The following is a 24,988-nucleotide window of genomic DNA, read 5'->3' as shown; positions in this document are numbered from 1 at the left end:
CGACCTAATCCGATGACAATGATAGCAATGCAATCAAACCGCCGCAAGTCACGGGACCGCGCGGCGATGCCTTTGGGCCTAGAGGATCTTCCAGGCGATGTAGATCAGCGTCAGCGCGATCACCCATAGCGCCACGCGGCCGGAGCGGCTATAGCGCGCTTCGGCCATGCCGATGGCCCGCGCGGTCGCCTCATCGAAGCGCAGGCCATGCTCGGCCATCAGGTCGATCTCTCGGGACAGCCGCTCGGTGCGGACCGCAAGCTCGGGCACCTGGCGGATCAGTGCCAGCATCGCCTTGCCGCCGTCGCGCGCGTCGGCCAGCAAGCCGCTCGGCCCAAGATTTCCGGCAATCCAGCCACTGACCACCGGTTCGGCGGTCTTCCACATGTTGAAGGCCGGATCGAGCGTGCGCGCCACGCCCTCGACCACCACCATGGTCTTCTGCAGCAGGATCAGTTCGGGCCGCGTCGCCATGTCGAACAGTTCCGTCACCTCGAACAGCAGCGTCAGAAGCTTGGCCATCGAAATGGTCTCGGCCGGCTGGCCGTGGATCGGCTCGCCGATGGCGCGGATCGCCTGCGCGAAAGCCGCGACATTGTGCTGGCGCGGCACGTAGCCGGCCTCGAAATGCACCTCGGCGACGCGCAGATAATCGCGGATGATGAAGCCGTAAAGGATTTCGGCGAGGAAACGACGCTCCTTCTTGCCGAGCCTGCCGGCAATACCGAGATCGACGGCGACGATGGTGCCGTTGGCCTCGACGAACAGGTTTCCCGGATGCATGTCGGCATGGAAGAAGCCGTCGCGCAGCGTATGGCGCAGGAACGACTGGATGAGATTGGCGGCGATCGCCTTCAAATCGTGGCCGGCGGCTTCTAGCCCGGCAATATCGTTCATCTTCACGCCGTCGACCCATTCCATGGTCAACACGTCACGGCCGGTGCGTTCCCAGTCGACGGAAGGAACGCGGAAACCGGGGTCATCCCTGGTGCTTTGGCCAAGTTCCGAAAGCGCGGCCGCCTCGAGGCGCAGATCCATCTCGATCTTGGTGGTCTGCGCCAGCGTCTCGGTCACCTCCACCGGTCGCAGCCGGCGCGACGATGGGATGTATTTCTCCTGCAGGCGGGCGGCAAGGAAGTAGCTGTCGAGGTCCTGAAAGAAGCGGCGGCGCACGCCCGGCCGGATGACCTTGACCGCTACTTTGCGGGCAACGTCGCCATCGATGGTTTCGGCGGCATGAACCTGGGCGATCGAAGCCGCGGCGACCGGATCGCCGAACTGCACGTAGAGATCGCCTACCCTGCGCCCAAGCGAAGCCTCGATCGCCATGACGGCTTCGGCCTTGGGGAAGGTGTGCATCTTGTCCTGCAGCATGGCGAGATCGAGCGCCATGTCGTTGCCGACGACGTCGGGCCGTGTCGCCAGGAACTGGCCGAGCTTGACATAGGACGGGCCGAGCCGGACCACCGCCTTGGCGAGCCGGTCGCTGCGCTGGTAGGCAAGCGCCCGGCGCCGGGTGAACAGCCGCGCCAAGCGCCAGCCAAGCCTTGGCAGGCCCGACAATTCCTCGCCCGGCAAGGCGGCGACGACGCCTTCGCGGACCAGCACCCAGCCGGCACGCATGAGCCGAAATCCAGCGCTGACGGTGCTCATGGCAGCGCCCATCCCGCCGGTTTGTTCAACCGGCACGGAGCAAATCGATTGTGAGAAATGCGATCCGGCCTCAAAGCTTCCAGCCCGAATGCAGTGCCGCGATGCCGCCGGAATAGTTGCGGAAGGAAACGCGGTCGAAGCCCGCGCGGGTGATCATGGAAGCAAAGTTCGCCTGATTGGGGAATTTGGCGATCGATTCGACCAGATAGGAATAGGGCTCGCCGTCGCCGGTGACGGCCTTGCCGATCTTAGGAATGGCCTTGAACGACCAGGCTTCGTAGACCTTGTCGAGCAACGGCATCTCGACTTCGGAAAACTCCAGGCACAGGAACCGTCCACCCGGTTTCAGCACGCGGTACGCTTCGCTGAGCGCGACATCGATGCGCGGCACGTTGCGGATGCCGAAAGCGATGGTGTAGGCGTCGAACGTGGCATCCGCGAAAGGCAGTTCCTCGGCATTGGCCTCGACGAAATCGGTGTTGCCGGACATGCCTTTCTTTTGCGCCCTATCGCGGCCGACGGCGAGCATCGAACCGTTGATATCGAGCACCGTCGCATGGGCCTGGCCGTGGCTCGCATCGACGATGCGAAAGGCGATGTCGCCAGTGCCGCCCGCGACGTCGAGCACGCGCCAGCCCGCCCGCTTGGGAGGATTGAGCCAGGTGACCATGGCATCCTTCCACAGCCGGTGCAGGCCGCCCGACATCAGGTCGTTCATCAGGTCGTAGCGGTTGGCGACCTTGTGGAAAACGTCGTTGACCAGGGACTGCTTGCGGCCTTCCCCTACACGCTTGAAACCATAGGAGGTTTCCATGCCGCCAGCGGCCGTGGTTCTCTCAACTGACATTTTTTTGATCCGTCATAAAACCGGCGGGACCATAGCCGATCGATGATGCGGGCGCTATTGTTTAAGGCGCGGTGTTCGGCCGCGCTTCCAGGTGGTGGGTTTTCAAGACCTGGGCTGACCGACGGGATGTTTGAATGCCACTGAAAGCGGAACTGCACTGCCACATCGAAGGGGCAGCGGCGCCCGAACTCGTCATCCGCCAGGCGCAGAAATACGGCAAGGACACTTCGCCCTATATCCAGAACGGCTCGTTCGTCTGGCACGATTTCACCTCCTTCCTAGCGGCTTACGATTTTTCCTCCGACCTGTTCCGGACGGAGGAGGACTATGCGCGGCTGGCGGACCACTATCTGACCAGCCTTGCCCGCGACGGCGCCATCTACTCCGAAATCTTCACCTCGCCCGATCATGCCAAGAAGGCCGGCCTGTCGCCCAAGTCGTATACGGACGCGCTCGGCGAAGGCATGGCGCGCGCCAAGGCCAAGACCGGCATCGAGGGCCGCATGATCGTCACCGGCGTACGCCATGCCGGCGTCGAGTCGATCGAGCAGGCCGCCCGCTTCGCGGCGCGTTGCGGCCATCCGCTGGTCACCGGTTTCGGCGTCGCCGGCGACGAGCGCGTAGGCGATATGGAGGACTATGTCAGGGCTTTCGAGATCGCCCGCGAGGCTGGGCTCGGCATCACCGTCCATGCCGGCGAGCTGACCGGCTGGGAAACCGTCCAGGCGGCGCTCGACCACATCCGTCCCTCGCGCATCGGCCACGGCGTGCGCGCCATCGAAAATCCCGACCTTGTCCGTCGCATCGCCGACGAGGGCGTCGTGCTGGAATGCTGCCCCGGCTCCAACATCGCGCTCAAGGTGTTCGACAGTTTTGCCGACCATCCGTTTCCGGCCTTGCAAGCGGCAGGCTGCAAGGTGACGCTCAATTCCGACGACCCGCCCTATTTCTGGACCTCGCTGAAGCGCGAATACGACATCGCCGCCGAGCATTTCTCGATGAGCGAAAAGGCGTTAGCGGCCATCACCCGAACGGCTATCGAGGCCGCTTTCGTCGACAAGAAGACCAAGACGGCCCTTCTTGCCCGCCTGAGCGGTGCCTCTCGCTGATTTCTGTGGTCCGGTGAAGCCAAGCGGTTCCTTGGCCGGCGCATAGTCGCTAGGGTCCTTCGAGCTGCCTGTCGCGCTTGCGCGTATCGGGCGACACGCATCAGGAGAACACCATGAAGGGCGTCACCGTCGTCGACCATCCGCTTGTCCAGCACAAGCTGACCATCATGCGCAAGAAGGAGACCTCGACTGCCGGCTTCCGGCGGCTGCTGCGCGAGATATCGCTGCTGCTTGGATACGAGGTCACCCGCAACCTCGAATTGACGACGACGACCATCGAAACGCCGATGGAGACCATGGAAGCGCCGACGCTGGAGGGCAAGAAACTGGTCTTCGCCTCGGTGCTGCGTGCCGGCAACGGCTTGCTGGAAGGCCTGCTCGACCTGGTGCCGGCGGCGCGCGTCGCCCATGTCGGTCTCTACCGCGATCATGAAACGCTGGAGGCGATCGAGTATTTCTTCAAGGCGCCGAGCGACCTCGCCGACCGATTGGTGATCGTCGTCGATCCGATGCTGGCGACCGCCAATTCGGCGATCGCGGCGATCGACAAATTGAAAGAGCGCGGCGCCACCAACATCCGTTTCCTGTGCCTGCTGGCGGCGCCCGAAGGCATAGAGCGCTTCACCAAGGCGCATCCGGACGTTCCCGTCTTCACGGCGTCGATCGACCGCCAGCTCAACGAGAAGGGCTACATCATGCCCGGTCTTGGCGACGCCGGCGACCGCATGTACGGGACGAAGTGATTTACCGAATGTTTACGCAATGGCGCGGTTTCGGCGCGCGTTAAAGCGGCACACACCATCCCGGCGTTAAGCATCGGCTTTCACGAAGGCCGATTCATGCTGCGCAAGCTTCTCATCCTCGGCGTCTTTGCCGGAACATCGGCCGCGATCCCGGTTGTCTACCAGTCGAATCCGCAATTGGTCGAACGCCTGCTGAAATCGGCGGTGGCGGCCAGGCCCGAGGCGGGGACCCAAGCGGAGGTCGCCCTGGCCGCGGCTCCCGACAGACCGGTGGCGCCGCTGGCGGCCGGCCGCAAGGTCATCGTCGCGGCGGACGCGCGCGGGCACTTCACGTCGGCCTTCAAGCTGAACGGCCGCCAGATCGACGGCATGATCGACACCGGCGCCACTCTGGTTGCCATCAACATGTCGACGGCACGCAGGGCCGGTCTGTCGCTGAACCCCTCCGATTTCAACCACGAGGTCAGCACGGCCAACGGCACGATCAAGGCCGCCGTGGTGATGATCGACCGGTTGCAGATCGGCAGCATCACGGTCGATGACGTGCAGGCCATGGTGCTCAACGACAAGGCGCTGCGCACCAACCTGATCGGCATGAGCTTTCTCAAGCGGCTGGACAAATACCAGGCCGAAAGCGGCACGTTGCTGCTCGTCCAGTGAGCTTGTTCAGCCGCGCGGCAGGATCCGCCGGATGACGCTTTTATCGGCGGCCGGCTTCGAAGCGCCGATCGCATAGGCCGAACGCACGGCGGCGGCCGCCGCCTCGGCATCGGACTGGGTGCGGGCGTGGATCAGTGCCAGCGGCTCGCCAGCCCTTGTCTCGGCACCGATGGGCTGCAAGTCGGTGATGCCGACAGCGAGGTCGATCTTGTCCTCCGGCCGGGTGCGCCCGCCGCCCAGGCCAACCACCGCCAAGCCGATGTCGCGGGTCGCGATGCCGGTGACGAAGCCGTTTGCCGTCGCCTCGACCGCGAATTCCGTTGGCGCCTTCGGCAGGTATTTTTCCGGCTTCTCGACGAAATCGGCTGGCCCGCCGAGCACGGCCACCATGCGCGCGAAAGTGGCGGCGGCGCGGCCGCTGGCAAGCGTCTCCGTGGCGCGGCGCATGCCGTCCTGGTTGGACGATACCAGCCCGGCCGCCTGCAGCATTTCGGCGGCAAGCGCCAGGGTCACGTCCTCCAGCCGCCGGTCGCGAAGACGGCCGGTGAGGAAATCGACGGCGTTGCGCACCTCGACGGCGTTGCCGGCGGCCGACGCCAGCGGCTCGTTCATGCCGGTGATCAACGCCGAGGCCTTCAGGCCGGCGCCATTGGCGATTTCGACCAGGCTGTTGGCAAGCGCGGTCGCGTCACGCGATTTCTCCATGAACGCGCCATTGCCGACCTTGACGTCGAGTACCAGTGAATGCAGGCCGGCGGCCAGCTTCTTCGACAGGATCGACGCGGTGATCAGCGGCACCGATTCGACCGTGCCGGTGACGTCGCGGATGGCGTAGAGCCTGCGGTCGGCCGGCGCGAGGTCGGCGGTCTGGCCGATGATCGCGCAACCGGTCTCCAGCACCGCCTTGCGGAACAGCGCGATGTCGGGCTGGCTGGCATAGCCGGGGATCGCGTCCATCTTGTCCAGCGTGCCGCCGGTGTGGCCGAGGCCGCGGCCCGATATCATCGGCACATAGGCGCCGCAGGCGGCGACGATCGGCGCCAGCATCAGTGAGACATTGTCCCCGACGCCGCCCGTCGAATGCTTATCGGTGACCGGGCCCGGCAGGTCCGACCAGTCGAGCACGTCGCCGGAATCGCGCATGGCCAGCGTCAGCGCCACCGCTTCGTCGCGGCTCATGCCGTTGAAGAACACCGCCATGGCGAAAGCCGCGACCTGGCCGTCGGTGACGGCGCCCGACGTCACGCCGTCGATGAAGGCGGCGATTTCATGAGCCGGCAGCCTCTGGCCGTCGCGCTTGTGGCGGATGATCTCCTGCGGAAGCATCAGCTCTCCAGCAGCCCGTCGCGGAACACGCGCTGCAGCACCGTTGCCAGGCGCGCTCCGCCGACCGGCGCCATATCCTTGGTCTCCTGGTGCGAAAGCTCCGCTCCGGTCATCCCTGCCGCCAGATTGGTGATGACCGAGCAGGCGGCGACGCGCAGGCCAAGGAAGCGGGCAAGGATGACCTCCGGCACGGTCGACATGCCGACGGCATTGGCGCCCATGATGCGCGCCATGCGGATCTCGGCCGGCGTCTCGAAGCAGGGGCCGGAAAACCACATGTAGACGCCCTGGTGCAATGTAGTGCCGGTCGCCGTCGCCGCGCGTTCGATCGCTTTGCGGATGCCGGCATCATAGGCTTCGGTCAAGCCGACGAAGCGGCTGTCGCTCGGCTCGCCGATCAGCGGGTTGGTCCCCGAGAAATTGATGTGGTCCGATATCAGCATCACCGAGCCCGGGCCCATTTCCGGATCGACGGAGCCGGCGGCATTGGTGAGGATCAGTTTCGTGATGCCGATGCCGGCAAGCACTTCCAGCACCGGCCGCATCGCGGCCGCGTTGCCATGTTCATAGTAATGGGCGCGACCGGAGAGCATCAGCACCGGCGTGCCGGCAAACAGTCCGGCCACCACTTCGCCGGCATGGCCGCTGACGCCGCTCCTGGGAAAACCGGGCAGGTCGGCATAGGAGACGCGGATCGGGTCCTCGATCCGGTCGACAAGACCGCCGAGGCCCGAACCCAGCACCAGCGCGGTCGACGGCGCGAGACCGTCCAGCCTCTCGATAAGATGGTCCAGCGCCTTTTCCGTCATTGCGGCCAACTCTTCATTTTCAACCAACTCGTCATTTCAAAATGTCGCCGCGAAAGCCGTAGGGCAGCATGTCGCCCATGGTCACGGTTTCGGCCACGCCGGCATTGTCGCAGAGATAGAGCCTTGTTTCCGGCCGGCAGAATTCGGCGAGCCGCTGGCGGCAGCCGCCGCAAGGCGAGCATTTGGCCATGCGCTCGGCGATGACGGCGATTTCGACGATCTTGCCGCCGCCGCCCATGATGTAATGGCCGAGTGCCGTGGTCTCGGCGCACCAGCCTTCCGGATAGGAGGCCACCTCGATGTTGGCGCCGGTGAAGACGCGACCGTCCTCGGTGCGCAATGCGGCGCCCACCGGAAATTTCGAATAGGGCGCATAGGCCTTGGCCATCGCTGCCTTGGCGGCTTCGAACAGATCATGCGACATTCAGTTGTTCTCTCCGATGATCGTGTCCAAAAGCCGGTGCTCGCTTCCGCGGATCGTCGCTCGCGCGATCGGTTTAGCGTTCCTTGACATAAGGCACGCCGCCGGCGCGCGGCGGGATTGCCTTGCCGATGAAGCCGGCGAGCAGGATGACGGTGAGGATATAGGGCAGCGCCTGCATGAACTGCACCGGCACTTTGCCGATGATGGGCAGCGGCGAGCCTTGCAGGCGGATCGACAGCGCGTCGAGGAAGCCGAACAACAGGCAAGCGAACATGGCGTTGACCGGTTTCCATTTGGCGAAGATCAGCGCCGCCAGCGCGATGTAGCCCTTGCCGGCGGTCATGTCCTTCACGAAGCCGCCATTCTGCACCATCGACAGATAGGCGCCGGCGACGCCCGTCAGGATGCCGGTGCAGATCAGCGCGCGATAGCGCAGCCAGGCGACCGAGATGCCGGCGGTGTCGACGGCCGCCGGATTCTCGCCGACGGCGCGCAGCCTGAGGCCGAAGCGCGTGCGAAACAGCACCCACCAGGTAAACGGCACCATCGCGAAGGCGAGATAGACCAGTATCGAGTGGCCCGACAGAAGCTCCGAGTAGATCGGCCCGAAAAAAGGCACGTCACGGACCGCGTCGGCGGCGGGCCAGACAATCGCCTCGAACCGTTCGCCCGGTTGCAGCGCCGGCGTGCGCCCGCCTTGCTGGAACCAGGCCTGGCCGAGGATGATGGTCGATCCGGCGGCGATGAAATTGATCGCGACGCCGGAGACGATCTGGTTGCCGCGATGGGTGATCGAGGCAAAGCCGTGGATCATCGCAAACGCGACCGAAATCAGGACGGCCATGCCCAATCCGAGAAAGGCCGAATGGAAGACCGACGCAGCCGCGGCACCGGCGAAGGCACCGACCAGCATCTTGCCTTCGAGACCGATGTCGAAGATGCCGGCGCGCTCCGAATAGAGGCCGGCGAGACAGGCGAGCAGCAGTGGCACCGAGAGGCGGATGGTCGAGTCCAGTGTCTGGACGATGGCGTTGAAAGTGTCCATCTCAGGCGCCTTTTCCCTTGACCGCTTCCATGCCGACCGATCGCGGACTGAACGAGGCGAACAGCGCCTGGATGTAAGGCCGGAACATGTGCTCGAGCGCCCCGGCGAACAGGATCACCAACCCCTGGATGATGACGATCATGTCGCGGCTGATCGCCGGCATCTCGAAGGCGAGTTCGGCGCCGCCCTGGTAGAGCATGCCGAACAGGATGGCCGCCAGCACGATGCCGACAGGGTGCAGGCGGCCCATCAGCGCCACGGCGATGCCGACGAAGCCGGCGCCGCTGACGAAGTCGATCGCGACATTGTGCTGGTCGCCCATCACCGGATTGAGCGCCATCATGCCGGCCAGAGCGCCCGAGATCATCATGGCGGTGACGATGATGCGGGTTTCAGAAATGCCGGCATAGCGCGCCGCCTTCGGGCTGTGACCATAGGTGCGCATCTCGTAGCCGAGCTTGGTGCGCCAGATCAGCAGCCAGACCAGGTAGGCCATGAGCAGCGCGAGCAGGAAGGAGATGTTGAGCGGCGCCGAACGGATCTTGGCGCCGAACAGCTCGATGATCCAGTTGAGCTTCGGCAATTCCGCGCCGGCGAGGAAGTTGCGCGTCTGCGGGGCTTGCGATGCCGCCGGCTTCAATGGACCTACCAGCAGGTAAACCATGATCGAGGCGGCGATGAAGTTGAACATGATGGTGGTGATGACGATGTGCGAGCCGCGCCTGGCCTGCAGGTAAGCGGGGATCAGCGCCCAGAAGGCGCCGACGATCGCCGATGCGACGATGGCCAGCGGAAATGTCAGCCACCACGGCAGCACGCTGTCGAAGGCAAGGCAGACGATGGCGATGCCGAGGCCGGCGATGTAGGCCTGACCTTCGGTGCCGATGTTAAACAGGCCGCAATGCGCCGCCACCGCCACGGAAAGCCCGGTGAATATGAATGTGGTGGCATAGAAGAGGGTGAAGGCGATGCCGGTTCCCTTGCCGAAGGCGCCTTGGACCAGGATGACGGCGGCGCGAAACGGGTTCTCGCCGACCAGCAGAACGACGAAGCCGGCGACGACAAAGGCAACGAACAGGTTGATCAGCGGGATCAGGCCGTAATCGGCCCAGGCCGGCAGTTTGGCGTAGGGCGTGCTCAAAGTGCTGCCTCCTGGTGCTCGACGCCGGCCATCAGCAGGCCGAGCTCGCCCTCGGTCGCCTCCGGGCCGCGTTCGCCGACGATGCGCCCGGCAAACATCACCAGGATGCGGTCGGAGAGCGAACGGATCTCGTCGAGCTCGACCGAGACCACCAGCACGGCCTTGCCCTGGTCGCGCATGGCGATCAGGCGCTTGTGGATGAATTCGATGGCGCCGACATCGACGCCGCGCGTCGGCTGGCCGACGATCAGCACGCCGGGGTCTTGTTCCATTTCGCGTGCGAGCACGATCTTCTGCTGGTTGCCGCCGGAGAAATTGGCGGTCTTCAGGCGCGGATTGCCGGGACGGATGTCGTATTTGACGATCTTGTCCTTTGCATCGGCCATGATTGCCTCGATGTTGAGGAACGGCCCTTTCAAATAGCGGGGATCGTCGTGATAGCCGAGGATCGAATTCTCGTTCTCCTCGAAGGCCAGGACCAGCCCGACATGGTGGCGATCCTCCGGCACATGGGCGAGCCCGCGGTCGCGCAATTCGCCGGGGTCGGCCTTGCCGGTGAGGTCGATCGGCTTGCCGTCCAGCATCACGGAGCCGGAGACGGCATGCCTGATACCGGAAATCGCCTCGAGCAGTTCGGATTGCCCATTGCCGGCAACGCCGGCGATGCCGACGATCTCGCCGGCGCGCAGGTCGAAGGAGATGTCGTCGACCATGGTGACGCCGCGCGAATCCCTGACCGTCAGGTTCTTGACCGCGAGCTTGACGGCGCCGGCTTCCGCCTCGCCCTTCTCGACCCTCAGGAGCACACGCCGGCCGACCATCAGTTCGGCGAGTTCCTCGACGGTTGTCTTCCTGGTCTCGCGGGTCGCCACCATCGTGCCCTGGCGCATGACCGACACCGTGTCGGTGATGGCCATGATCTCGCGCAGCTTGTGGGTGATCAGCACCACTGTCTTTCCCTGCTCCTTCAACTGCTTGAGGATACGGAAGAGATGGTCGGCCTCGGCGGGCGTGAGCACGCCCGTCGGCTCGTCGAGGATCAGGATCTCGGCGCCGCGATAGAGGGCCTTGAGGATTTCGACGCGCTGCTGGAGGCCGACAGGCAGTTCCTCGACGATCGCATCGGGATCGACCTCGAGCCCGTATTCGCGCTCCAGTCGCTCCAGTTCGGAGCGCGCCTTGGCGATGCTCTTCTTCAGCAGCGCATCGCTTTCGGCGCCAAGGATGATGTTCTCCAGCACCGAGAAATTATCGACCAGCATGAAATGCTGGTGCACCATGCCGATACCGAGCGCGATTGCGTCGTTGGGCGTGTTGATCGATGCCGGCTTGCCGCCGACGCGAATCTCGCCGCTGTCGGCCTGATAGAAGCCGTAGAGGATCGACATCAGCGTCGACTTGCCGGCACCGTTCTCGCCGACGATGCCGTGGATCGTGCCGCGCGCGATCTCCAGATTGATGTCCCGGTTGGCGCGCACCGCGCCAAAACTCTTGTTGATGCCGATCAGCTCGATTGCGGCTTGCGCCATGCAGCCTGGTCCCACTCTTATTTTTTATCGCTTGGTCAAAACGCCTAGCATGACGCTCCGCCCGTGCCAATTGGCCGGAGCAGCGTTCACTGTCGACAAATCCCGGTGCGCTTGTCAAATTCGAAGGTGGCTGGAGCCTTCACATTCGCTAATATGGAAAAATCGAAATTCGCATCACGATGCAACATCAGGGATCTGAATGAGCATGCCCGACGACCGGCTGACGACGCTGGAAATCCGCGCCGCCGAACAGGAAAAGACGATCGAGGAACTGTCAGGCCAGATCGCCGAACAGTGGAAGGTGATCGAGCGCATGCAGCGCAAGCTCGACGCGCTGGCCGACCGATTCTTGGCGCTGGAGGAGCAGGCCGGCCCCGACGTTCCCGTGACCAAGCCGCCGCACTGGTGAGGAAAAACGGGGAAGGGCGTCCGTCATGGCCGGTGAAAGGGATCGCATCGCGCGGGCCGGCGACTATGTGCTCGGGCTGATGAACGACGCGGAACGCGAACGGGCCGAGCGCGATCTTGAGATCGATCCTGCCTTCCGCGACGCGGTGGTGCAGCTCGCCGAACGCATGCATGTCTTCGATCGCGGCGAAAAACCAGGCGGCGACAATCATTGGGAACTGGTGACGCAGCGCCTCGCCGAATTGCCGCAGATGCGCGCCTCTGGCCTGGAGAATACGGCGTCACCAGCGATGATCCGCAGTCTGTCCTTGAAGCCGCACGGCATCGGCCTGCATGCGCTCGGCGGCCGTCGCGACCTGGTGGTGGCTGTCGGGCTGATCGCGGCTTTCGCGCTGGGCTATCTGGCGGGCAAGCTATAGGCGAGGCCGGCGCGACATCAGCATCATTGTTTCGCTGTCCTGCCCGACCATTTCAACCGTGTTCCAGCCAAGCGCCGCGTAGAAATCACGCGCCTCCCACGTGTAGAGGTAGAGCGTCTCCACGCCATTCGACGCCGCATGGGTTTCGATGGCTCTGACCAATGCGCTGCCGATCCCCTGGCCCCGATGCCCGGCCTCGACGACCAACCCGGCCAGCCATGGCGTCAGATTGTGGGCAGGCTCCAATTCGCGGCGGACCAGCAGGCACGAGCCAACCGGCGCGCCGGCGATCCGAGCCACGAATGCCGCCTCGAAGCCGTCACCGGCGACCAGTTCACGAAGCCCTGCCGCATCGTCCTCAAAGCTCCTCCCGGTCCCCTCGAAAAAGGTGGCGAGGCGCAGCCGGGCGACCGCTGCTACATCGCGCTCCTGCATTGGTTCTATTTTGGGCCGCATACTTCCCGAAACTTCCCCGGAGCAGGCGCGCATATCGCCGGTTCCGTAAAAGCAAAACCGCCGGGCTTGCGTCCGGCGGTTCGCAGGTTTGCCTATATGTCCGTGCCGATCAATAGGGGCAGGCGTTGTCGGTGGTGTAGTCGTGCACCTCGATCTTGCCGGCGATGATGTCGGCCTTGGCCTTTTCGACCGCGGCCTTCATCTCGTCGGTCACCAGCGCCTTGTTGTTGTCGTCCATGGCGTAGTCGACGCCGCCCTCCTTGAGGCCGAGATTTTGCAGGCCGCCCTTGAAGGTGCCGTTCTTGCCATCCATGAAGGCGGTGTAGACGGCGACGTCGACGCGCTTCAGCATCGAGGTCAGCACCTTGCCGGGCTGGAGGCCGTTCTGGTTGGAATCGACGCCGATGCCGAGCTTGCCCGCATCAGCCGCCGCCTGCAGCACACCGACGCCGGTGCCGCCGGCCGCGGCGTAAACCACGTCGGAGCCCTGGTCGATCTGCGTCTTGGCGATCTCGCCGCCCTTGGCCGGATCGTTCCACGCGGCCGGCGTGTCGCCGGTCATGTTCTGGATGACTTCGGTCGCGCCAGCCGACTTGGCACCGCCGACATAGCCGCATTCGAACTTGCGGATCAGCGGGATGTCCATGCCGCCGACGAAGGAGACCTTCTTCGACTTCGATGCCATCGCGGCCATGATGCCGACGAGGTAAGAGCCTTCGTTCTCCTTGAATACCAGCGAGCGGACATTGGGCAGGTCGACGGCATCGTCGATGATGGCGAAGTTGAGATCGGTATATTCGGCCGCGACCTTCTTCAGCGCGTCCTCCCAGGCGAAGCCGGCCATGACGATCGGGTTGTGGCCGTCCTCGGCGAAGCGGCGCAGCGCCTGCTCGCGCTGCGAAGCGTTGGACACCTCGAACTCGACATAGGGGACGCCGGTCTCGGTCTTGAACTTTTCGGCGCCGTTATAGGCCGCTTCGTTGAAGGATTTGTCGAACTTGCCGCCGAGATCATAGAGGACGGCCGGCTGGACATCCGCGGCGAAAGCCGGGAGAACCATTGCGGTTGCGGCCAGGAGGCCGAGAACGATACGTTTCATGTGATCCACACCCTGTCGGTTATTTTTTCCGTTACGCACCGCCTGCCTGCCCGGTTCACCGGCAGGCACGCGACGTCAGCATGGAGTGTATTCCCCTCCCGCTCCCGGGCAATCTGGCACGGGCCGAAACAAAATTCACGCGGAATTTTGACCTTTTGGAAAAGCATGGCGCGGGCAAACCTCGCCACGACTCGATCGTTGCGCGAATGGCTCCAGGCGGAGGTGCGCGGCCTTCCTTCCCGATGGATTCAAGAGGCGGATCAGGTTCCGGCGAATTGCCCGGTGCGCCGCTGCCGCCGGTAGCCGACCGCATAGAGCAGGAAGGCGAGAACCGCGAAGACGGCGAAGCCGGGCTGGTTGAGCACCCAGGCGACGATGCCGTCCCAAACAAGCGAACCGGCCTTGGCGCGGACAAAGGTCTCGAACGCCGCCCGCGTGTCCGGTGAGACGGCGAGCCAACTGGCGTTGAGCGGTGTCAGCACAAGTGCCGAGGCCGCGACCGTGCGCGTCGTGTCGAGCACCGCCATGATGACGGAGACCGACAGCGCGACCATGGCCGCCAGACGAAAGACGAAGCGAAACATCAGGAACCTTCCTCCGGGCCAGTCCTCCTCCCGAGGGCCTTCCGGTTTCAAGACGAGAGATAGAATGGGTGTGCCTGGTTCGCAATCGCGACACGCGAATTTGAGGCCAGGCCTATGCCACCGGCTGGCTTTTTCGCCGGTGGACGAGCCAGACGGCGACAATTCCGCCGCCGATTGCGCCGGCCACCAGCCCTGCCAGGCCGATGAAGGCGGCGAAGTAACCGCAGGCGCCTTCGAAGCAGCCCATGTCGCTGACATCGGCTATCACCGAGCCGGCGAAGAAGCCGGCGACGGCGCTGATGGCGGCGCCAAGAATGATGCCGAGCAAGGCGGCGACGATCGAAACGAAGACCGGCGGCGCTTCGGTTCGCGGCTTGGCGTAGACGGTTTCAGCACTCGAGCCGCGACGCAGCAGGTAGATGCAAAGCACGCCGACGGCGATCTCGGCGCCAGCGATGGCAAGGCCCCTGGCGGAGACGACGAAATCGGGCGCGGCGAGCACATAGGCCTGCCTCGCCAGCACCCAGACGATGGTGGCTACCTGCCACATGGTGAAATGGCGCGGGAAACGCGCCGAGCGGCCGAAGGCGAGGCCGAGCAGGTAAAGGCCCCACAGGATGGTGATGACGTTGGCGACGAGCCCGCCAGAGAGGAAATAGAAGACACTGTCCGGCAGGCTGGAATCGCCGACCAGCCACCAGGCCGATGCCAGGCCATAGACCGACCACGCCATGACGAAGATCAGCCAGCCCACCGGCACGTAGGACAGCCCGCTATCCCCGCGCCCGGCCGGTGCCTGTCCATTGCCCGGCGTTCCGCTGTTCGATGTCATGGACGATGCCCCCGCAAAGCCTCCGCACCACTCGACAGATGGCCGGGTGCGAAGTCAAGCGCGCCGGCCGTAGGGATTTGCCTGTGCACACCATTTGGCGGCAACGCTCTGAGGACGGGCGCCGCGGCGGCCTTGCGAAAGCCTGTGTGGCCGGCAAAGCGAATAGACCGCCATTATGGACCGCCATTATGGCTTGGCATTCCGCGCTGGATCGACTAGATGAGCCCCGCGCCTGTTGCTTCGACGGCTCGGGTGCGGGGAAGGGTGTTCGCTGGTTGGCGACGCCGATGGCGCGGAAGCTCCGCATCCCAAGGGAGATGCATCTCCCCAACCCGCGCGGCGAAGCCGGCCGGCGCGACATGCATGGACGGAGAGGTGGCCGAGTGGTTGAAGGCGCACGCCTGGAAAGTGTGTTTACGGGAAACCGTAACGCGGGTTCGAATCCCGCTCTCTCCGCCAGTCCTGCTTCGCTCTTCGAGCTTCGCAGGATTGCCGCGATCGTTCGAACGATACAGGATGTCCTCCGAAGCTTCAGCGCAGGAGGGCAGGTTCGAACTTTCTCCTGTTTTGCCCACAATATCCGTCGTCCGGAATCGAAAACGAGAGATGGCATGCCAGACAATGTAATCGTGCGCGACAGCAATGGCGCTCAATTGAACGACGGCGATTCCGTCACGCTGATCAAAGACCTTAAAGTCAAAGGTACTTCGGAGACGATCAAGCGGGGCACGTTGGTGAAGAACATTCGCCTCAACGGCAATGCCGGCGAGATCGAATGCAACACCAAGCAAGTGAAGGGCCTGGTGCTCAAAACCGAGTTCGTGAAGAAGGCGTGACGTTGATGGCGGCAAGCAGTCTTCATGGCGCTGCTGCACATGGCGGGTGTGTACGGCGCCATGTTGGCGGCCCGTGCATTCGACGATCCGGACCGATTCGCGATGATCACGGAAGCGTTTCTTGCCCGCGTCAGGGCTTGACCAGGCAGCAGCGAACGAAAACGATCAAGACCGCGCGCTTCACTTCAATGCCGCACTGCCCACCATCGGTTTCACAAAGCCGCTGAAACCAGTGCGCTGGTCTTTACGCCGACCCTGCTCGCGGGCAACAACAAACACCCCCAGGACGAACATCGTCCGGAGGGCAAACACCAGCAATCGCACGCGGCGCTAATAAAAAACCGCGCCGCCTCTCAGCGGCGGATGATCACGGCGCGATAGCCGACTTATGGAACGCAGGTGGATGGCGCGCAGAGAGCCGTGACGGCGGACAATTTCTCGCGCTTCACCAAAATCGGCTTTTCGTAAGTCTTTCTCATCTGAAATCCCCCTTTTTGCTCAGATCCCAGCAGAGTCATCGCTTGTGCGCTCTTTGTCAAGCGGCGGCTAAATTGCAGGCGCTGGAGCGCCGGGGCGCGTTCATCATTTCAAATCCATTCCGCCGAAATCCTTATAAGATTCCTATTTCTTTGCCGCTCGCGCCGTCTCGAAACTTTATGGCGATCGGGTCCATATAACGTCCCGGACGAACGTTTTGGCGCCTTGCGATGAGAACGCGATGGATCGTTTCGAGGTATCGCGGACCTTTCGGTCAAGGTGCCAAGTACAAACCCACATAAGGAACAACACCAATGGACGTCATTGTTCTGGGAATAGGCACTTTGTTTTTCGCCTTGTCCTTCGCCTACGTCAAAACCTGCGACAGAATTTGATCTGAAGGATCGGACTATGCTTTTCGATTACATCCTCGGTGGTGGCGTGACGTTGTTCCTGCTCGCCTACCTGACCTACGCGCTCATTCGTCCAGAACGCTTCTGAAGGCACGGAAAGCCACGGCCATGACATTGAACGGTTGGATACAGATCCTGGTCTTTTGCGGGATCGTCGTTTTGCTGGTGAAGCCGCTTGGCGGCTACATGTACCGCGTCTTCAACGGCGATCGCACATCGCTTTCGCCTGTTCTCGGCCCGCTCGAGCGCGGGCTCTATCGCATTTGCGGAACCAGCGAGCGCGAGGAGCAGCACTGGACAGCCTATGCGGCGGCCTTGCTGCTGTTCAACCTTGCCGGGTTCCTCATGCTCTATGTGCTGCAGCGCCTGCAAGGCAGCCTGCCCTATAATCCGGCCGGCATGGGCGCTGTCGAACCGGGGCTCGCCTTCAACACCGCCGCCAGCTTCATGACCAACACCAACTGGCAGAACTACGGCGGCGAAAGCACGATGTCCTACCTCGTGCAGATGGCCGGGCTGACCGTGCAGAACTTCCTGTCGGCGGCCACCGGGGTCGCCATCGCCATGGCGCTGATCCGCGGTTTTGCCCGCGCCTCCGGCAAGTCGATCGGCAATTTCTGGGTCGATATGACACGCTGCGTGCTCTACGTGCTTTTGCCGCTCTGCATCGTGCTCACCCTCGTCTATGTCTGGCTCGGCATGCCGCAGACGCTCGGCGCCTATGTCGATGCCACGACGCTCGAAGGCGCGCGGCAGACCATCGCCGTCGGGCCGGTCGCCTCGCAGGTCGCCGTCAAGATGCTCGGCACCAATGGCGGCGGGTTCTTCAATGCCAATGCCGCGCATCCGTTCGAGAACCCCGACGCCATCTCCAACCTGATCCAGATGGTGACGATCTTCGCCCTGGGCGCGGCGCTGACCAACGTCTTCGGCCGCATGGTCGGCAACCAGCGGCAGGGCTGGGCGATCCTTGCCTCGATGGGCGTGCTGTTCGTCGCCGGCGTCGCCGTCTGCTACTGGGCGGAAGCCGCGGGCAATCCGCTGGTCCATGCGCTGGGCATCGGCGGCGGCAACATGGAAGGCAAGGAGACCCGCTTCGGCATAGCGCTCTCGGCGCTGTTCGCGGTGATCACCACTGCGGCCTCCTGCGGCGCGGTCAACGCCATGCATGACAGCTTCACCGCGCTCGGCGGCATGATCCCGCTCATCAACATGCAACTCGGCGAGGTCATCGTCGGCGGCGTCGGCGCCGGGTTCTACGGCATCCTGATGTTCATCCTGATCGCCGTCTTCGTCGCCGGCCTCATGGTCGGCCGCACGCCCGAATATCTGGGCAAGAAGATCGAGGCCAAGGAGGTCAAGATGGCGATGCTGGCGATCCTGTGCCTGCCGCTGGCGATGCTGATCTTCACGGCCATCGCGGTGGTCCTGCCAAGTGCCGTGGCGTCGATCGCCAATGGCGGGCCGCATGGCTTCTCCGAGATCCTCTACGCCTACACTTCCGCGGCGGCGAACAACGGCTCGGCCTTCGGCGGCCTCAGCGGCAACACGCCCTGGTACAACATCACGCTGGGTCTCGGCATGCTCATGGGCCGCTTCCTGGTCATCATCCCGGCACTTGCCATCGCCGGTTCGCTGGCGGCGAAGAAGACCGTGCCCGCCTCGGCCGGCACCTTCCCGACCGACGGTCCGCTGTTCGTCGGCCTGCTGGTCGGCGTCATCGTCATCGTCGGCGGCCTGACCTTCTTCCCGGCGCTGGCGGTCGGGCCGATCGTCGAGCATCTGGCCGCGATCCACGGGCAGACCTTCTGAACGGCCGTCCTGGTTCGGCAGCATGCGTCGCAAGGTCCGGCCCAAGGCCGGGAACGAGGGCGAGGCAACGCCTCCTCCCTTCCCAGGCCCGTCGACATTCCTGGCCATCGCGGCGGTCATGATCGTGATCTGGCTGCTCGCCTATGGCCCGCATTTCCTTTCGGCATCCGATCGATCGGCGCCGTCCAACAACACCGAAGCCGGAGCTTCAAAATGAGCCAGTCGAAATCAGCCGTCATCATGGATCGCCGCATCCTGTGGCCAGCCATCGGCGGCGCCTTCCGCAAACTCGATCCGCGCACGCTGGCCCGGAACCCGGTGATGTTCGTCGTCGCCGCCGTCTCGGCGCTGACATCAGTGCTTTTCGTCAGGGACCTCGTCACCGGCGGCGGCAATCTGCGCTTCACCTTGCAGATCATCATCTGGCTGTGGTTCACCGTGCTGTTCGCCAATTTCGCCGAAGCCGTCGCCGAGGGGCGCGGCAAGGCGCAGGCGGACTCCTTGCGCAAGGCACGCACCGAAACCCAGGCCAAGCTCCTGACCGGCGAGGGCCGCGGCAAGTTCAAGCTGGTGCCCGGCACAAGCCTGAAGGTCGGCGATGTCGTGCTGGTCGAGGCCGGCGACATCATCCCGTCCGACGGCGAGGTGATCGAGGGCGTCGCTTCGGTCAACGAGGCCGCGATCACGGGCGAATCCGCACCCGTCATCCGCGAATCGGGCGGCGACCGCTCGGCGGTCACCGGCGGTACGCAGGTGCTGTCCGACTGGATCCGCGTGCGCATCACCGCCGCCGCCGGCCATACGTTCCTCGACCGCATGATCTCGCTGGTCGAAGGAGCCGAGCGCCAGAAGACGCCGAACGAGATCGCGCTCAACATCCTGCTGGTAGGCATGACGCTGATCTTCGTCCTGGCCACCGCGACGATCCCGAGCTTTGCTTCCTATTCCGGCGGCTACATCCCGGTGACGGTGCTCGTCGCCCTGTTCGTGACCCTGATCCCGACCACGATCGGTGCGCTGCTGTCGGCCATCGGCATCGCCGGCATGGACCGCTTGGTGCGCTTCAACGTGCTGGCCATGTCGGGCCGCGCGGTCGAGGCCGCCGGCGACGTCGACACGCTGCTGCTCGACAAGACCGGCACGATCACGCTCGGCAATCGCCAGGCGACCGAGTTCCGCCCGGTCAAGGGCGTCAGCGAGCAGGAACTGGCCGATGCGGCCCAGCTTGCCTCGCTCGCCGACGAGACCCCGGAAGGCCGCTCCATCGTGGTGCTGGCCAAGGAGAAGTATGCCATCCGCGCCCGCGACATGGCGACGTTGCACGCGACCTTCGTGCCTTTCACCGCGCAGACCCGCATGAGCGGCGTCGACATGGACGGCTCCTCGGTACGCAAGGGCGCGGTCGATTCGATCCTTTCCCATGTCAACCAGTCGACCGTTGCCGCCCATGGCGCGCGGCCCGGCAGCGACACCGTGCGCGATTTGCAGGCGATCGCCGACGAGGTCGCCAAGTCGGGCGGCACGCCGCTGGCGGTCGAGAGGGACGGACGCCTGCTCGGCATCGTCCACCTCAAGGACATCGTCAAGGGCGGCATCAGGGAGCGCTTCGCCGAACTGCGCGGCATGGGGATCCGCACCGTGATGATCACCGGCGACAACCCTATGACGGCGGCAGCCATCGCCGCCGAAGCCGGCGTCGACGATTTCCTCGCCCAGGCGACGCCCGAGGACAAGCTGAAGCTGATCCGCGACGAGCAGGCCAAGGGCAAGCTGGTCGCCATGTGCGGCGACGGCACCAATGATGCCCCCGCCCTTGCGCAGGCCGATGTCGGCGTCGCCATGAACACCGGCACGGTCGCCGCCCGCGAGGCCGGCAACATGGTCGACCTCGACAGCGATCCGACCAAGCTGATCGAGATCGTCGAGATCGGCAAGGCGCTGCTGATGACGCGCGGTTCGCTGACCACCTTCTCCATCGCCAACGACGTGGCCAAGTATTTCGCCATCATCCCGGCCATGTTCGCCGTCTTCTATGTCGCGCCCGGCCAGACCACCGGTCCGCTGCAGGCGCTCAACATCATGCATCTGGCAACGCCGCAGAGCGCCATCCTGTCGGCCATCATCTTCAACGCGCTGATCATCATCGCGCTGATCCCGCTGTCGCTGCGCGGCGTCAAATACCGGGCGATCGGCGCCGGCGCGCTGCTCAGCCGCAACCTCCTCGTTTACGGCCTCGGCGGCATCGTCGTGCCCTTCGTCGGCATCAAGATAATCGACATGGCCGTCACGGCCCTCGGCCTCGCATAAGGATCGTTCCGATGCTCAAGCAAATCAGACCCGCGATCGTCATGATTGTCTTCTTCACCATACTGACCGGCCTCGTCTATCCCCTGGGCATGACCGGCATCGCCCAGGCCTTGTTCCCCCGGCAAGCCAATGGCAGCCTCGTCGAGAAGGACGGCAAGGTGATCGGCTCCGAACTGATCGGCCAGGTCTTCGCCAGCGACAAGTATTTCCATGGCAGGCCTTCGGCCGCCGGAAACGGCTATGACGCCGGTGCCTCCGGCGGTTCCAATCTCGGTCCGACCAACCCGAAACTCATCGATCGCATCAAGGGCGACGCCGAAAGGCTGAAGGCGGAGAATCCGAACCAGCCTGTGCCGATGGACCTCGTGACGACATCGGGCAGCGGCCTCGATCCCGATATCAGCCCCGACGCGGCCTATTTCCAGATCGCCCGGGTGGCCAGGGCGAGGGGCATCGACGAAGCCCGCATCAAGGCGCTTGTCGACGGCCAGGTCGAAGACAGGGAGTTGGGCTTCATGGGAGAACCGGTGGTCAATGTGCTCGCCCTCAACCTTGCCCTGGACACCGCCAAATAGCGAATGGCGGGAACCGGGGATCGACAGTGTCCCCGGCGCCATTCATGATCGAACCCGATGCCGGACGACAGAAGCACCGAAAACAGACCTTCCCCCGACGCGCTGCTCGAGCATGCCGGGCGGGAAGGGCGCGGCCGTCTGCGGATATTCCTCGGTGCCGCGCCCGGCGTCGGCAAGACATACGAGATGCTGATGTCGGGCCGTGCCCGCCTGGCCGACGGCATCGACGTCGTGATCGGCGTCGTCGAGACACACGGCCGCAAGGAGACGCTGGCGCTGGTCGAGGGCTATGAGGTCATTCCCCGCCGCCAGGTCGAATACAGGGGCCGCGTGCTCGAGGAGATGGATATCGACGCCATCCTCGCGCGGCGTCCTGCGCTGGTCCTCGTCGACGAACTCGCCCACACCAATGCGCCCGGTAGCCGCCATCCCAAGCGCTACCTCGACGTCCAGGAGATTATGGCGCAAGGGATCGACGTCTACACGACGCTCAACATCCAGCACGTCGAGAGCCTCAACGACGTCGTCGCCCAGATCACGCGCGTCAGGGTCCGCGAGACCGTTCCCGATTCCCTCATCGACCAGGCCGACGATGTCGAAATCATCGACCTGACGCCCGACGACCTGATCAAGCGGCTCGAGGAAGGCAAGGTCTATTTTCCCAACACCGCACAGCGCGCGATTGAGAATTATTTCTCGCCCGGCAATCTGACGGCGCTGAGGGAGTTGGCGCTGCGCCGTACCGCGCAGCGTGTCGACGAGCAGTTGCTCAACCACATGCGATCCCATGCCATCCAGGGCCCCTGGGCGGCCGGGGAAAGGGTGCTCGTCTGCCTCGATGCGCGTCCGGGCGGGGCGGCCCGCGTGCGCTATGCGCGCCGGCTGGCCGACCGGCTGCGGGCGCCGTGGACGGCGCTTCACGTCGATACGCCGCGCGCGGCCGCGATGTCCGAGGCGGACAAGGACCGGCTGGCGACAAATCTGCGCCTCGCCGAACAGCTCGGCGCCGAGGTGACGACCATTCCGGGCCAAAGCGTGGCGCAGGACATCGTACGCCACGCGACCGCGAACAACTTTACCCACATCGTGGTCGGCAGGCCGACCCGGTCGCGCTGGCGGGAATTGATCGAGGGTTCGCTCACCTATGATCTGATCCGCAATGCCGGCGACATCAGCGTCCATGTCATTTCGGGAACCGCGCGCAATGCCGAGGCGTCCTCGAGGAGGGTCAGCGCGGCGGCAGAACAGGGGCAGTTTCAGATCTGGCCCTATCTGTTCGCCACGGCCTATGTAGCGGGCTCATTGGCGGTCGGCACGGTTCTCGACCAGTTTCTCGACGTCCGCAATCTCGCGATCGTTCTCTTGCTGGCGGTGCTGACATCGGCGGTGACCTTCGGGCTCTGGCCAGCGCTGTATGCGTGTTTCCTGAGCGCACTTGTCTTCAACTATTTCTTCCTCGAACCGCGCTATACGCTGACGATCAGGGACCCCGAGAGCATCGTCGCATTCGCGGTCTTCCTGGTCGTCGCCATCATCGCCAGCAATCTGACGGCGCGCGTGCAGCGCCAGGCCGCGGCCGCGCGCTCGCGGGCAAAGGCCACGGAAGACATCTATCTGTTTTCCAAGAAGCTAGCCGGCGCCGGCACGCTCGACGATATTCTGTGGGCCACCGCCTTCCAGATAGCCTCGATGCTGAAGCTGCGCGTGGTGCTGCTCCTGCCCGAAGACGGCACGATCACCGTCAAGGCCGGCTATCCGCCCGACGACACGCTGGCCGAGGCCGACATCGCCGCCGCCCGCTGGGCCTGGGAGCACGACCGCGCCGCCGGCCGTGGCGCCGATACGCTGCCCGGAGCAAAACGGCTCTATCTTCCCCTACGGACCGGGCGCACGGCGGTCGGCGTGATCGGCCTCGACAATGACAAGCAAGGTCCGCTGCTGACACCCGAGCAGCAGCGTCTTCTCGATGCGCTGGCCGACCAGGCCGCGGTGGCGATCGAACGCATCCAGCTCGTCGCCGATGTCGACCGCGCCAAGCTCGCCGCCGAAGCCGACCGGCTGCGCTCGGCGTTGCTGACGTCCATTTCGCACGACCTGAAAACCCCGCTCTCGGCCATCATGGGGGCAGCCGGCACGCTCAGGGAATTCGCACCGGCGCTCCCCGAACAGGACAGGGCGGAGCTTTTGTCTACGGTGGTCGACGAATCGGAACGGCTGAACCGCTTCATCGCCAATCTGCTCGACATGACCAAGATCGAATCCGGCGCAATGGAGCCGAACCACGCCTTCCACTATGTCGGCGATATCGTCGGCACCGCGCTCGCCCGTGCCCGCAAGATTACCAGCGAGCACAAGACCGAGATCGATATTGCGCCCGACCTGCCGATGGTGAGGCTTGATCCCGTATTGTTCGAGCAGGTGCTGTTCAACCTTCTGGACAACGCGTCGAAATATTCGCCGCCGGGCTCGACGATCCGCATACAGGGGTGGACCGACAACGGGTCCGTCTTCCTGCAAGTCATGGATGAGGGGCCGGGCATCCCGGCGCAGGACCTGGAACGCGTGTTCGACACCTTTTACCGGGTCCGCAAGGGCGATCAGGTGCGCGCCGGCACAGGGCTCGGCCTGTCGATCTGCCGCGGCTTCATCGAGGCGATGGGCGGCACGATCTCGGCCGCCAACCGGACTGACCGCTCCGGTGCCACATTCACCATCCGGATGCCGGTGCCAGGAGAATTACCTGAAGTCGGCAATCGCGAGCCCAGTGCGGATCAGCCTTGATGACCAACTCGAACGTCAGGATATTGGTCGTCGACGACGAGCCGCCGATCCGCAAGCTGCTGCGGGTCGGCCTCGGCAGCCAGGGCTACGCGGTCAGCGAGGCGCCGAACGCCAAAGTGGCGATCGAGCTGATGGAAGCGGAAGGGCCGGATCTCGTGCTGCTCGATCTCGGCCTGCCCGGCATGAGCGGCCATGAATTGCTGCGCAAATGGCGCGACGACGGCCTCGACGTCCCGGTGGTGATCCTTTCCAGCCGCACCGACGAGGCCGGTATCGTCAACGCGCTCGAACTCGGCGCCGACGATTACGTCACCAAGCCGTTCGGCATGAACGAGCTGGTGGCGCGCATTCGCGTGGCGCTGCGGCACAAGTTCCAGCAACAGGGCGAGAAGCCTGTTTTCCAGACCGGCGAGCTTTCGGTCGACCTGGTCAAGCGCATCGTCAAGGTCGAGGGCAGGGAGATAAAGCTCTCGCCGAAGGAATACGACATTCTGCGCATCCTCGTGCAGCACGCCGGCAAGGTGCTGACCCACCATTTTATGCTGAAGCAGATCTGGGACGATACGACGGACGTGCAGTATCTCAGGGTCTATGTCCGGCAGCTTAGGCAGAAGATCGAGAACACCCCCGACCAGCCGCGCTACATCACCACCGAGACAGGTGTCGGCTATCGCCTGCGCGTCGAGTGAAACGCTCACTCGCC

The 24,988-nt window shown here is 64.2% G+C and carries 25 protein-coding genes and 1 tRNA gene; 14 read left to right on the top strand and 12 right to left on the bottom strand.

Translation table 11 applies throughout. The annotated features are described in order from the left end of the window. Positions 1–78: 78 nt before the first annotated feature. Both ubiB and ubiE read right to left on the bottom strand, forming a co-directional pair. A complete protein-coding gene (gene ubiB, locus NKI49_RS14685) occupies positions 79–1,653 on the bottom strand; it encodes a 2-polyprenylphenol 6-hydroxylase (RefSeq protein WP_352602228.1) in 1,575 nt (524 codons plus the stop codon). A gap of 70 nt (positions 1,654–1,723) precedes the next feature. Continuing rightward, positions 1,724–2,500, bottom strand: coding sequence for a bifunctional demethylmenaquinone methyltransferase/2-methoxy-6-polyprenyl-1,4-benzoquinol methylase UbiE (ubiE, locus tag NKI49_RS14680; RefSeq protein WP_352602226.1), 777 nt, complete (start codon positions 2,498–2,500; stop codon positions 1,724–1,726). A gap of 134 nt (positions 2,501–2,634) precedes the next feature. On the opposite strand from ubiE, the gene NKI49_RS14675 reads away from it, so the two are divergent. From NKI49_RS14675 to NKI49_RS14665, 3 genes are all read left to right on the top strand, one after another. Continuing rightward, on the top strand, positions 2,635–3,609 hold the full coding sequence (locus NKI49_RS14675) for an adenosine deaminase (protein WP_352602224.1): 975 nt from the start codon (positions 2,635–2,637) through the stop codon (positions 3,607–3,609). Positions 3,610–3,722: 113 nt separating this feature from the next. Further along, a complete protein-coding gene (gene upp, locus NKI49_RS14670) occupies positions 3,723–4,352 on the top strand; it encodes a uracil phosphoribosyltransferase (RefSeq protein WP_352602221.1) in 630 nt (209 codons plus the stop codon). Positions 4,353–4,448: 96 nt separating this feature from the next. Beyond that, positions 4,449–5,012 (top strand): TIGR02281 family clan AA aspartic protease, encoded by a 564-nt coding sequence (locus tag NKI49_RS14665; RefSeq protein WP_352602220.1) that lies wholly within the window; start codon positions 4,449–4,451, stop codon positions 5,010–5,012. A 6-nt stretch (positions 5,013–5,018) separates the two neighbouring features. Here NKI49_RS14665 and deoA read toward each other — a convergent pair whose 3' ends face one another. From deoA to NKI49_RS14635, 6 genes are all read right to left on the bottom strand, one after another. Next, positions 5,019–6,338, bottom strand: coding sequence for a thymidine phosphorylase (gene deoA, locus NKI49_RS14660; protein ID WP_352602219.1), 1,320 nt, complete (start codon positions 6,336–6,338; stop codon positions 5,019–5,021). Then, on the bottom strand, positions 6,338–7,147 hold the full coding sequence (locus tag NKI49_RS14655; protein ID WP_352602217.1) for a purine-nucleoside phosphorylase: 810 nt from the start codon (positions 7,145–7,147) through the stop codon (positions 6,338–6,340). Before NKI49_RS14655 ends, deoA begins: the two co-directional genes overlap by 1 nt. A gap of 31 nt (positions 7,148–7,178) precedes the next feature. Further along, positions 7,179–7,571 carry a cytidine deaminase gene (gene cdd, locus NKI49_RS14650; RefSeq protein WP_352602215.1) on the bottom strand — a complete coding sequence of 131 codons (393 nt, stop codon included), beginning with the start codon at positions 7,569–7,571 and terminating at the stop codon, positions 7,179–7,181. A 73-nt stretch (positions 7,572–7,644) separates the two neighbouring features. Continuing rightward, positions 7,645–8,616 (bottom strand): ABC transporter permease, encoded by a 972-nt coding sequence (locus NKI49_RS14645; RefSeq protein ID WP_352602213.1) that lies wholly within the window; start codon positions 8,614–8,616, stop codon positions 7,645–7,647. 1 nt (position 8,617) lies between these two features. Continuing rightward, positions 8,618–9,757: an ABC transporter permease gene (locus tag NKI49_RS14640; protein WP_352602211.1), complete on the bottom strand. Its 1,140-nt coding sequence runs from the start codon at positions 9,755–9,757 to the stop codon at positions 8,618–8,620. Further along, complete coding sequence (locus NKI49_RS14635; protein ID WP_352602209.1) at positions 9,754–11,286, bottom strand: ABC transporter ATP-binding protein; 1,533 nt, start codon at positions 11,284–11,286, stop codon at positions 9,754–9,756. The genes NKI49_RS14640 and NKI49_RS14635 overlap by 4 nt, the downstream gene beginning before the upstream one ends. 199 nt (positions 11,287–11,485) lie before the next feature. Here NKI49_RS14635 and NKI49_RS14630 point away from each other — a divergent pair, with 199 nt between their 5' ends. Both NKI49_RS14630 and NKI49_RS14625 read left to right on the top strand, forming a co-directional pair. Next, positions 11,486–11,695, top strand: a complete 210-nt coding sequence (locus NKI49_RS14630) for a SlyX family protein (protein WP_352602207.1) — start codon at positions 11,486–11,488, stop codon at positions 11,693–11,695. A gap of 25 nt (positions 11,696–11,720) precedes the next feature. Beyond that, positions 11,721–12,113 (top strand): hypothetical protein, encoded by a 393-nt coding sequence (locus NKI49_RS14625; protein ID WP_352602205.1) that lies wholly within the window; start codon positions 11,721–11,723, stop codon positions 12,111–12,113. Here NKI49_RS14625 and NKI49_RS14620 read toward each other — a convergent pair. From NKI49_RS14620 to NKI49_RS14605, 4 genes are all read right to left on the bottom strand, one after another. Further along, positions 12,108–12,548 (bottom strand): GNAT family N-acetyltransferase, encoded by a 441-nt coding sequence (locus tag NKI49_RS14620; RefSeq protein WP_352602203.1) that lies wholly within the window; start codon positions 12,546–12,548, stop codon positions 12,108–12,110. The two genes, NKI49_RS14625 and NKI49_RS14620, sit on opposite strands and share 6 nt — an antisense overlap. 130 nt (positions 12,549–12,678) lie before the next feature. Then, the gene (locus NKI49_RS14615; protein ID WP_352602201.1) at positions 12,679–13,668 is read right to left on the bottom strand and encodes a BMP family lipoprotein; all 990 of its coding nucleotides are present in this window, start codon (positions 13,666–13,668) and stop codon (positions 12,679–12,681) included. 260 nt (positions 13,669–13,928) lie between these two features. Beyond that, positions 13,929–14,252, bottom strand: coding sequence for a hypothetical protein (locus NKI49_RS14610; protein WP_352602199.1), 324 nt, complete (start codon positions 14,250–14,252; stop codon positions 13,929–13,931). Between the two features lie 112 nt (positions 14,253–14,364). Next, positions 14,365–15,084: a hypothetical protein gene (locus tag NKI49_RS14605; RefSeq protein WP_352602197.1), complete on the bottom strand. Its 720-nt coding sequence runs from the start codon at positions 15,082–15,084 to the stop codon at positions 14,365–14,367. Between the two features lie 369 nt (positions 15,085–15,453). Here NKI49_RS14605 and NKI49_RS14600 point away from each other — a divergent pair. The 9 genes from NKI49_RS14600 (at position 15,454) to NKI49_RS14560 (ending at position 24,974) form a co-directional block, all read left to right on the top strand. Then, positions 15,454–15,543 (top strand) — tRNA-Ser (locus NKI49_RS14600). Between the two features lie 152 nt (positions 15,544–15,695). Next, positions 15,696–15,920: an alkylphosphonate utilization protein gene (locus tag NKI49_RS14595; RefSeq protein ID WP_027024084.1), complete on the top strand. Its 225-nt coding sequence runs from the start codon at positions 15,696–15,698 to the stop codon at positions 15,918–15,920. Positions 15,921–16,808: 888 nt separating this feature from the next. Further along, positions 16,809–16,898 carry a K(+)-transporting ATPase subunit F gene (gene kdpF, locus NKI49_RS14590; RefSeq protein ID WP_032919213.1) on the top strand — a complete coding sequence of 30 codons (90 nt, stop codon included), beginning with the start codon at positions 16,809–16,811 and terminating at the stop codon, positions 16,896–16,898. Between the two features lie 20 nt (positions 16,899–16,918). Continuing rightward, on the top strand, positions 16,919–18,622 hold the full coding sequence (gene kdpA / locus NKI49_RS14585; protein ID WP_352602194.1) for a potassium-transporting ATPase subunit KdpA: 1,704 nt from the start codon (positions 16,919–16,921) through the stop codon (positions 18,620–18,622). A 22-nt stretch (positions 18,623–18,644) separates the two neighbouring features. Beyond that, complete coding sequence (locus NKI49_RS14580) at positions 18,645–18,839, top strand: hypothetical protein (RefSeq protein ID WP_352602192.1); 195 nt, start codon at positions 18,645–18,647, stop codon at positions 18,837–18,839. Next, on the top strand, positions 18,836–20,929 hold the full coding sequence (gene kdpB, locus NKI49_RS14575; RefSeq protein ID WP_352602190.1) for a potassium-transporting ATPase subunit KdpB: 2,094 nt from the start codon (positions 18,836–18,838) through the stop codon (positions 20,927–20,929). The genes NKI49_RS14580 and kdpB overlap by 4 nt, the downstream gene beginning before the upstream one ends. 11 nt (positions 20,930–20,940) lie before the next feature. Continuing rightward, the gene (kdpC, locus tag NKI49_RS14570; protein WP_352602188.1) at positions 20,941–21,504 is read left to right on the top strand and encodes a potassium-transporting ATPase subunit KdpC; all 564 of its coding nucleotides are present in this window, start codon (positions 20,941–20,943) and stop codon (positions 21,502–21,504) included. 57 nt (positions 21,505–21,561) lie between these two features. Beyond that, positions 21,562–24,285: a DUF4118 domain-containing protein gene (locus NKI49_RS14565; protein WP_352602186.1), complete on the top strand. Its 2,724-nt coding sequence runs from the start codon at positions 21,562–21,564 to the stop codon at positions 24,283–24,285. Next, positions 24,285–24,974 (top strand): response regulator transcription factor, encoded by a 690-nt coding sequence (locus tag NKI49_RS14560; protein ID WP_352602184.1) that lies wholly within the window; start codon positions 24,285–24,287, stop codon positions 24,972–24,974. Before NKI49_RS14565 ends, NKI49_RS14560 begins: the two co-directional genes overlap by 1 nt. Positions 24,975–24,988: the final 14 nt, after the last annotated feature.

The sequence above is a fragment of the Mesorhizobium sp. M0587 genome, assembly GCF_040320945.1.
Classification (GTDB): Bacteria; Pseudomonadota; Alphaproteobacteria; order Rhizobiales; family Rhizobiaceae; genus Mesorhizobium.
The sequence above is the reverse complement of the archived record's forward strand: the minus strand, read 5'-3'. Positions and strand labels throughout refer to the sequence as shown.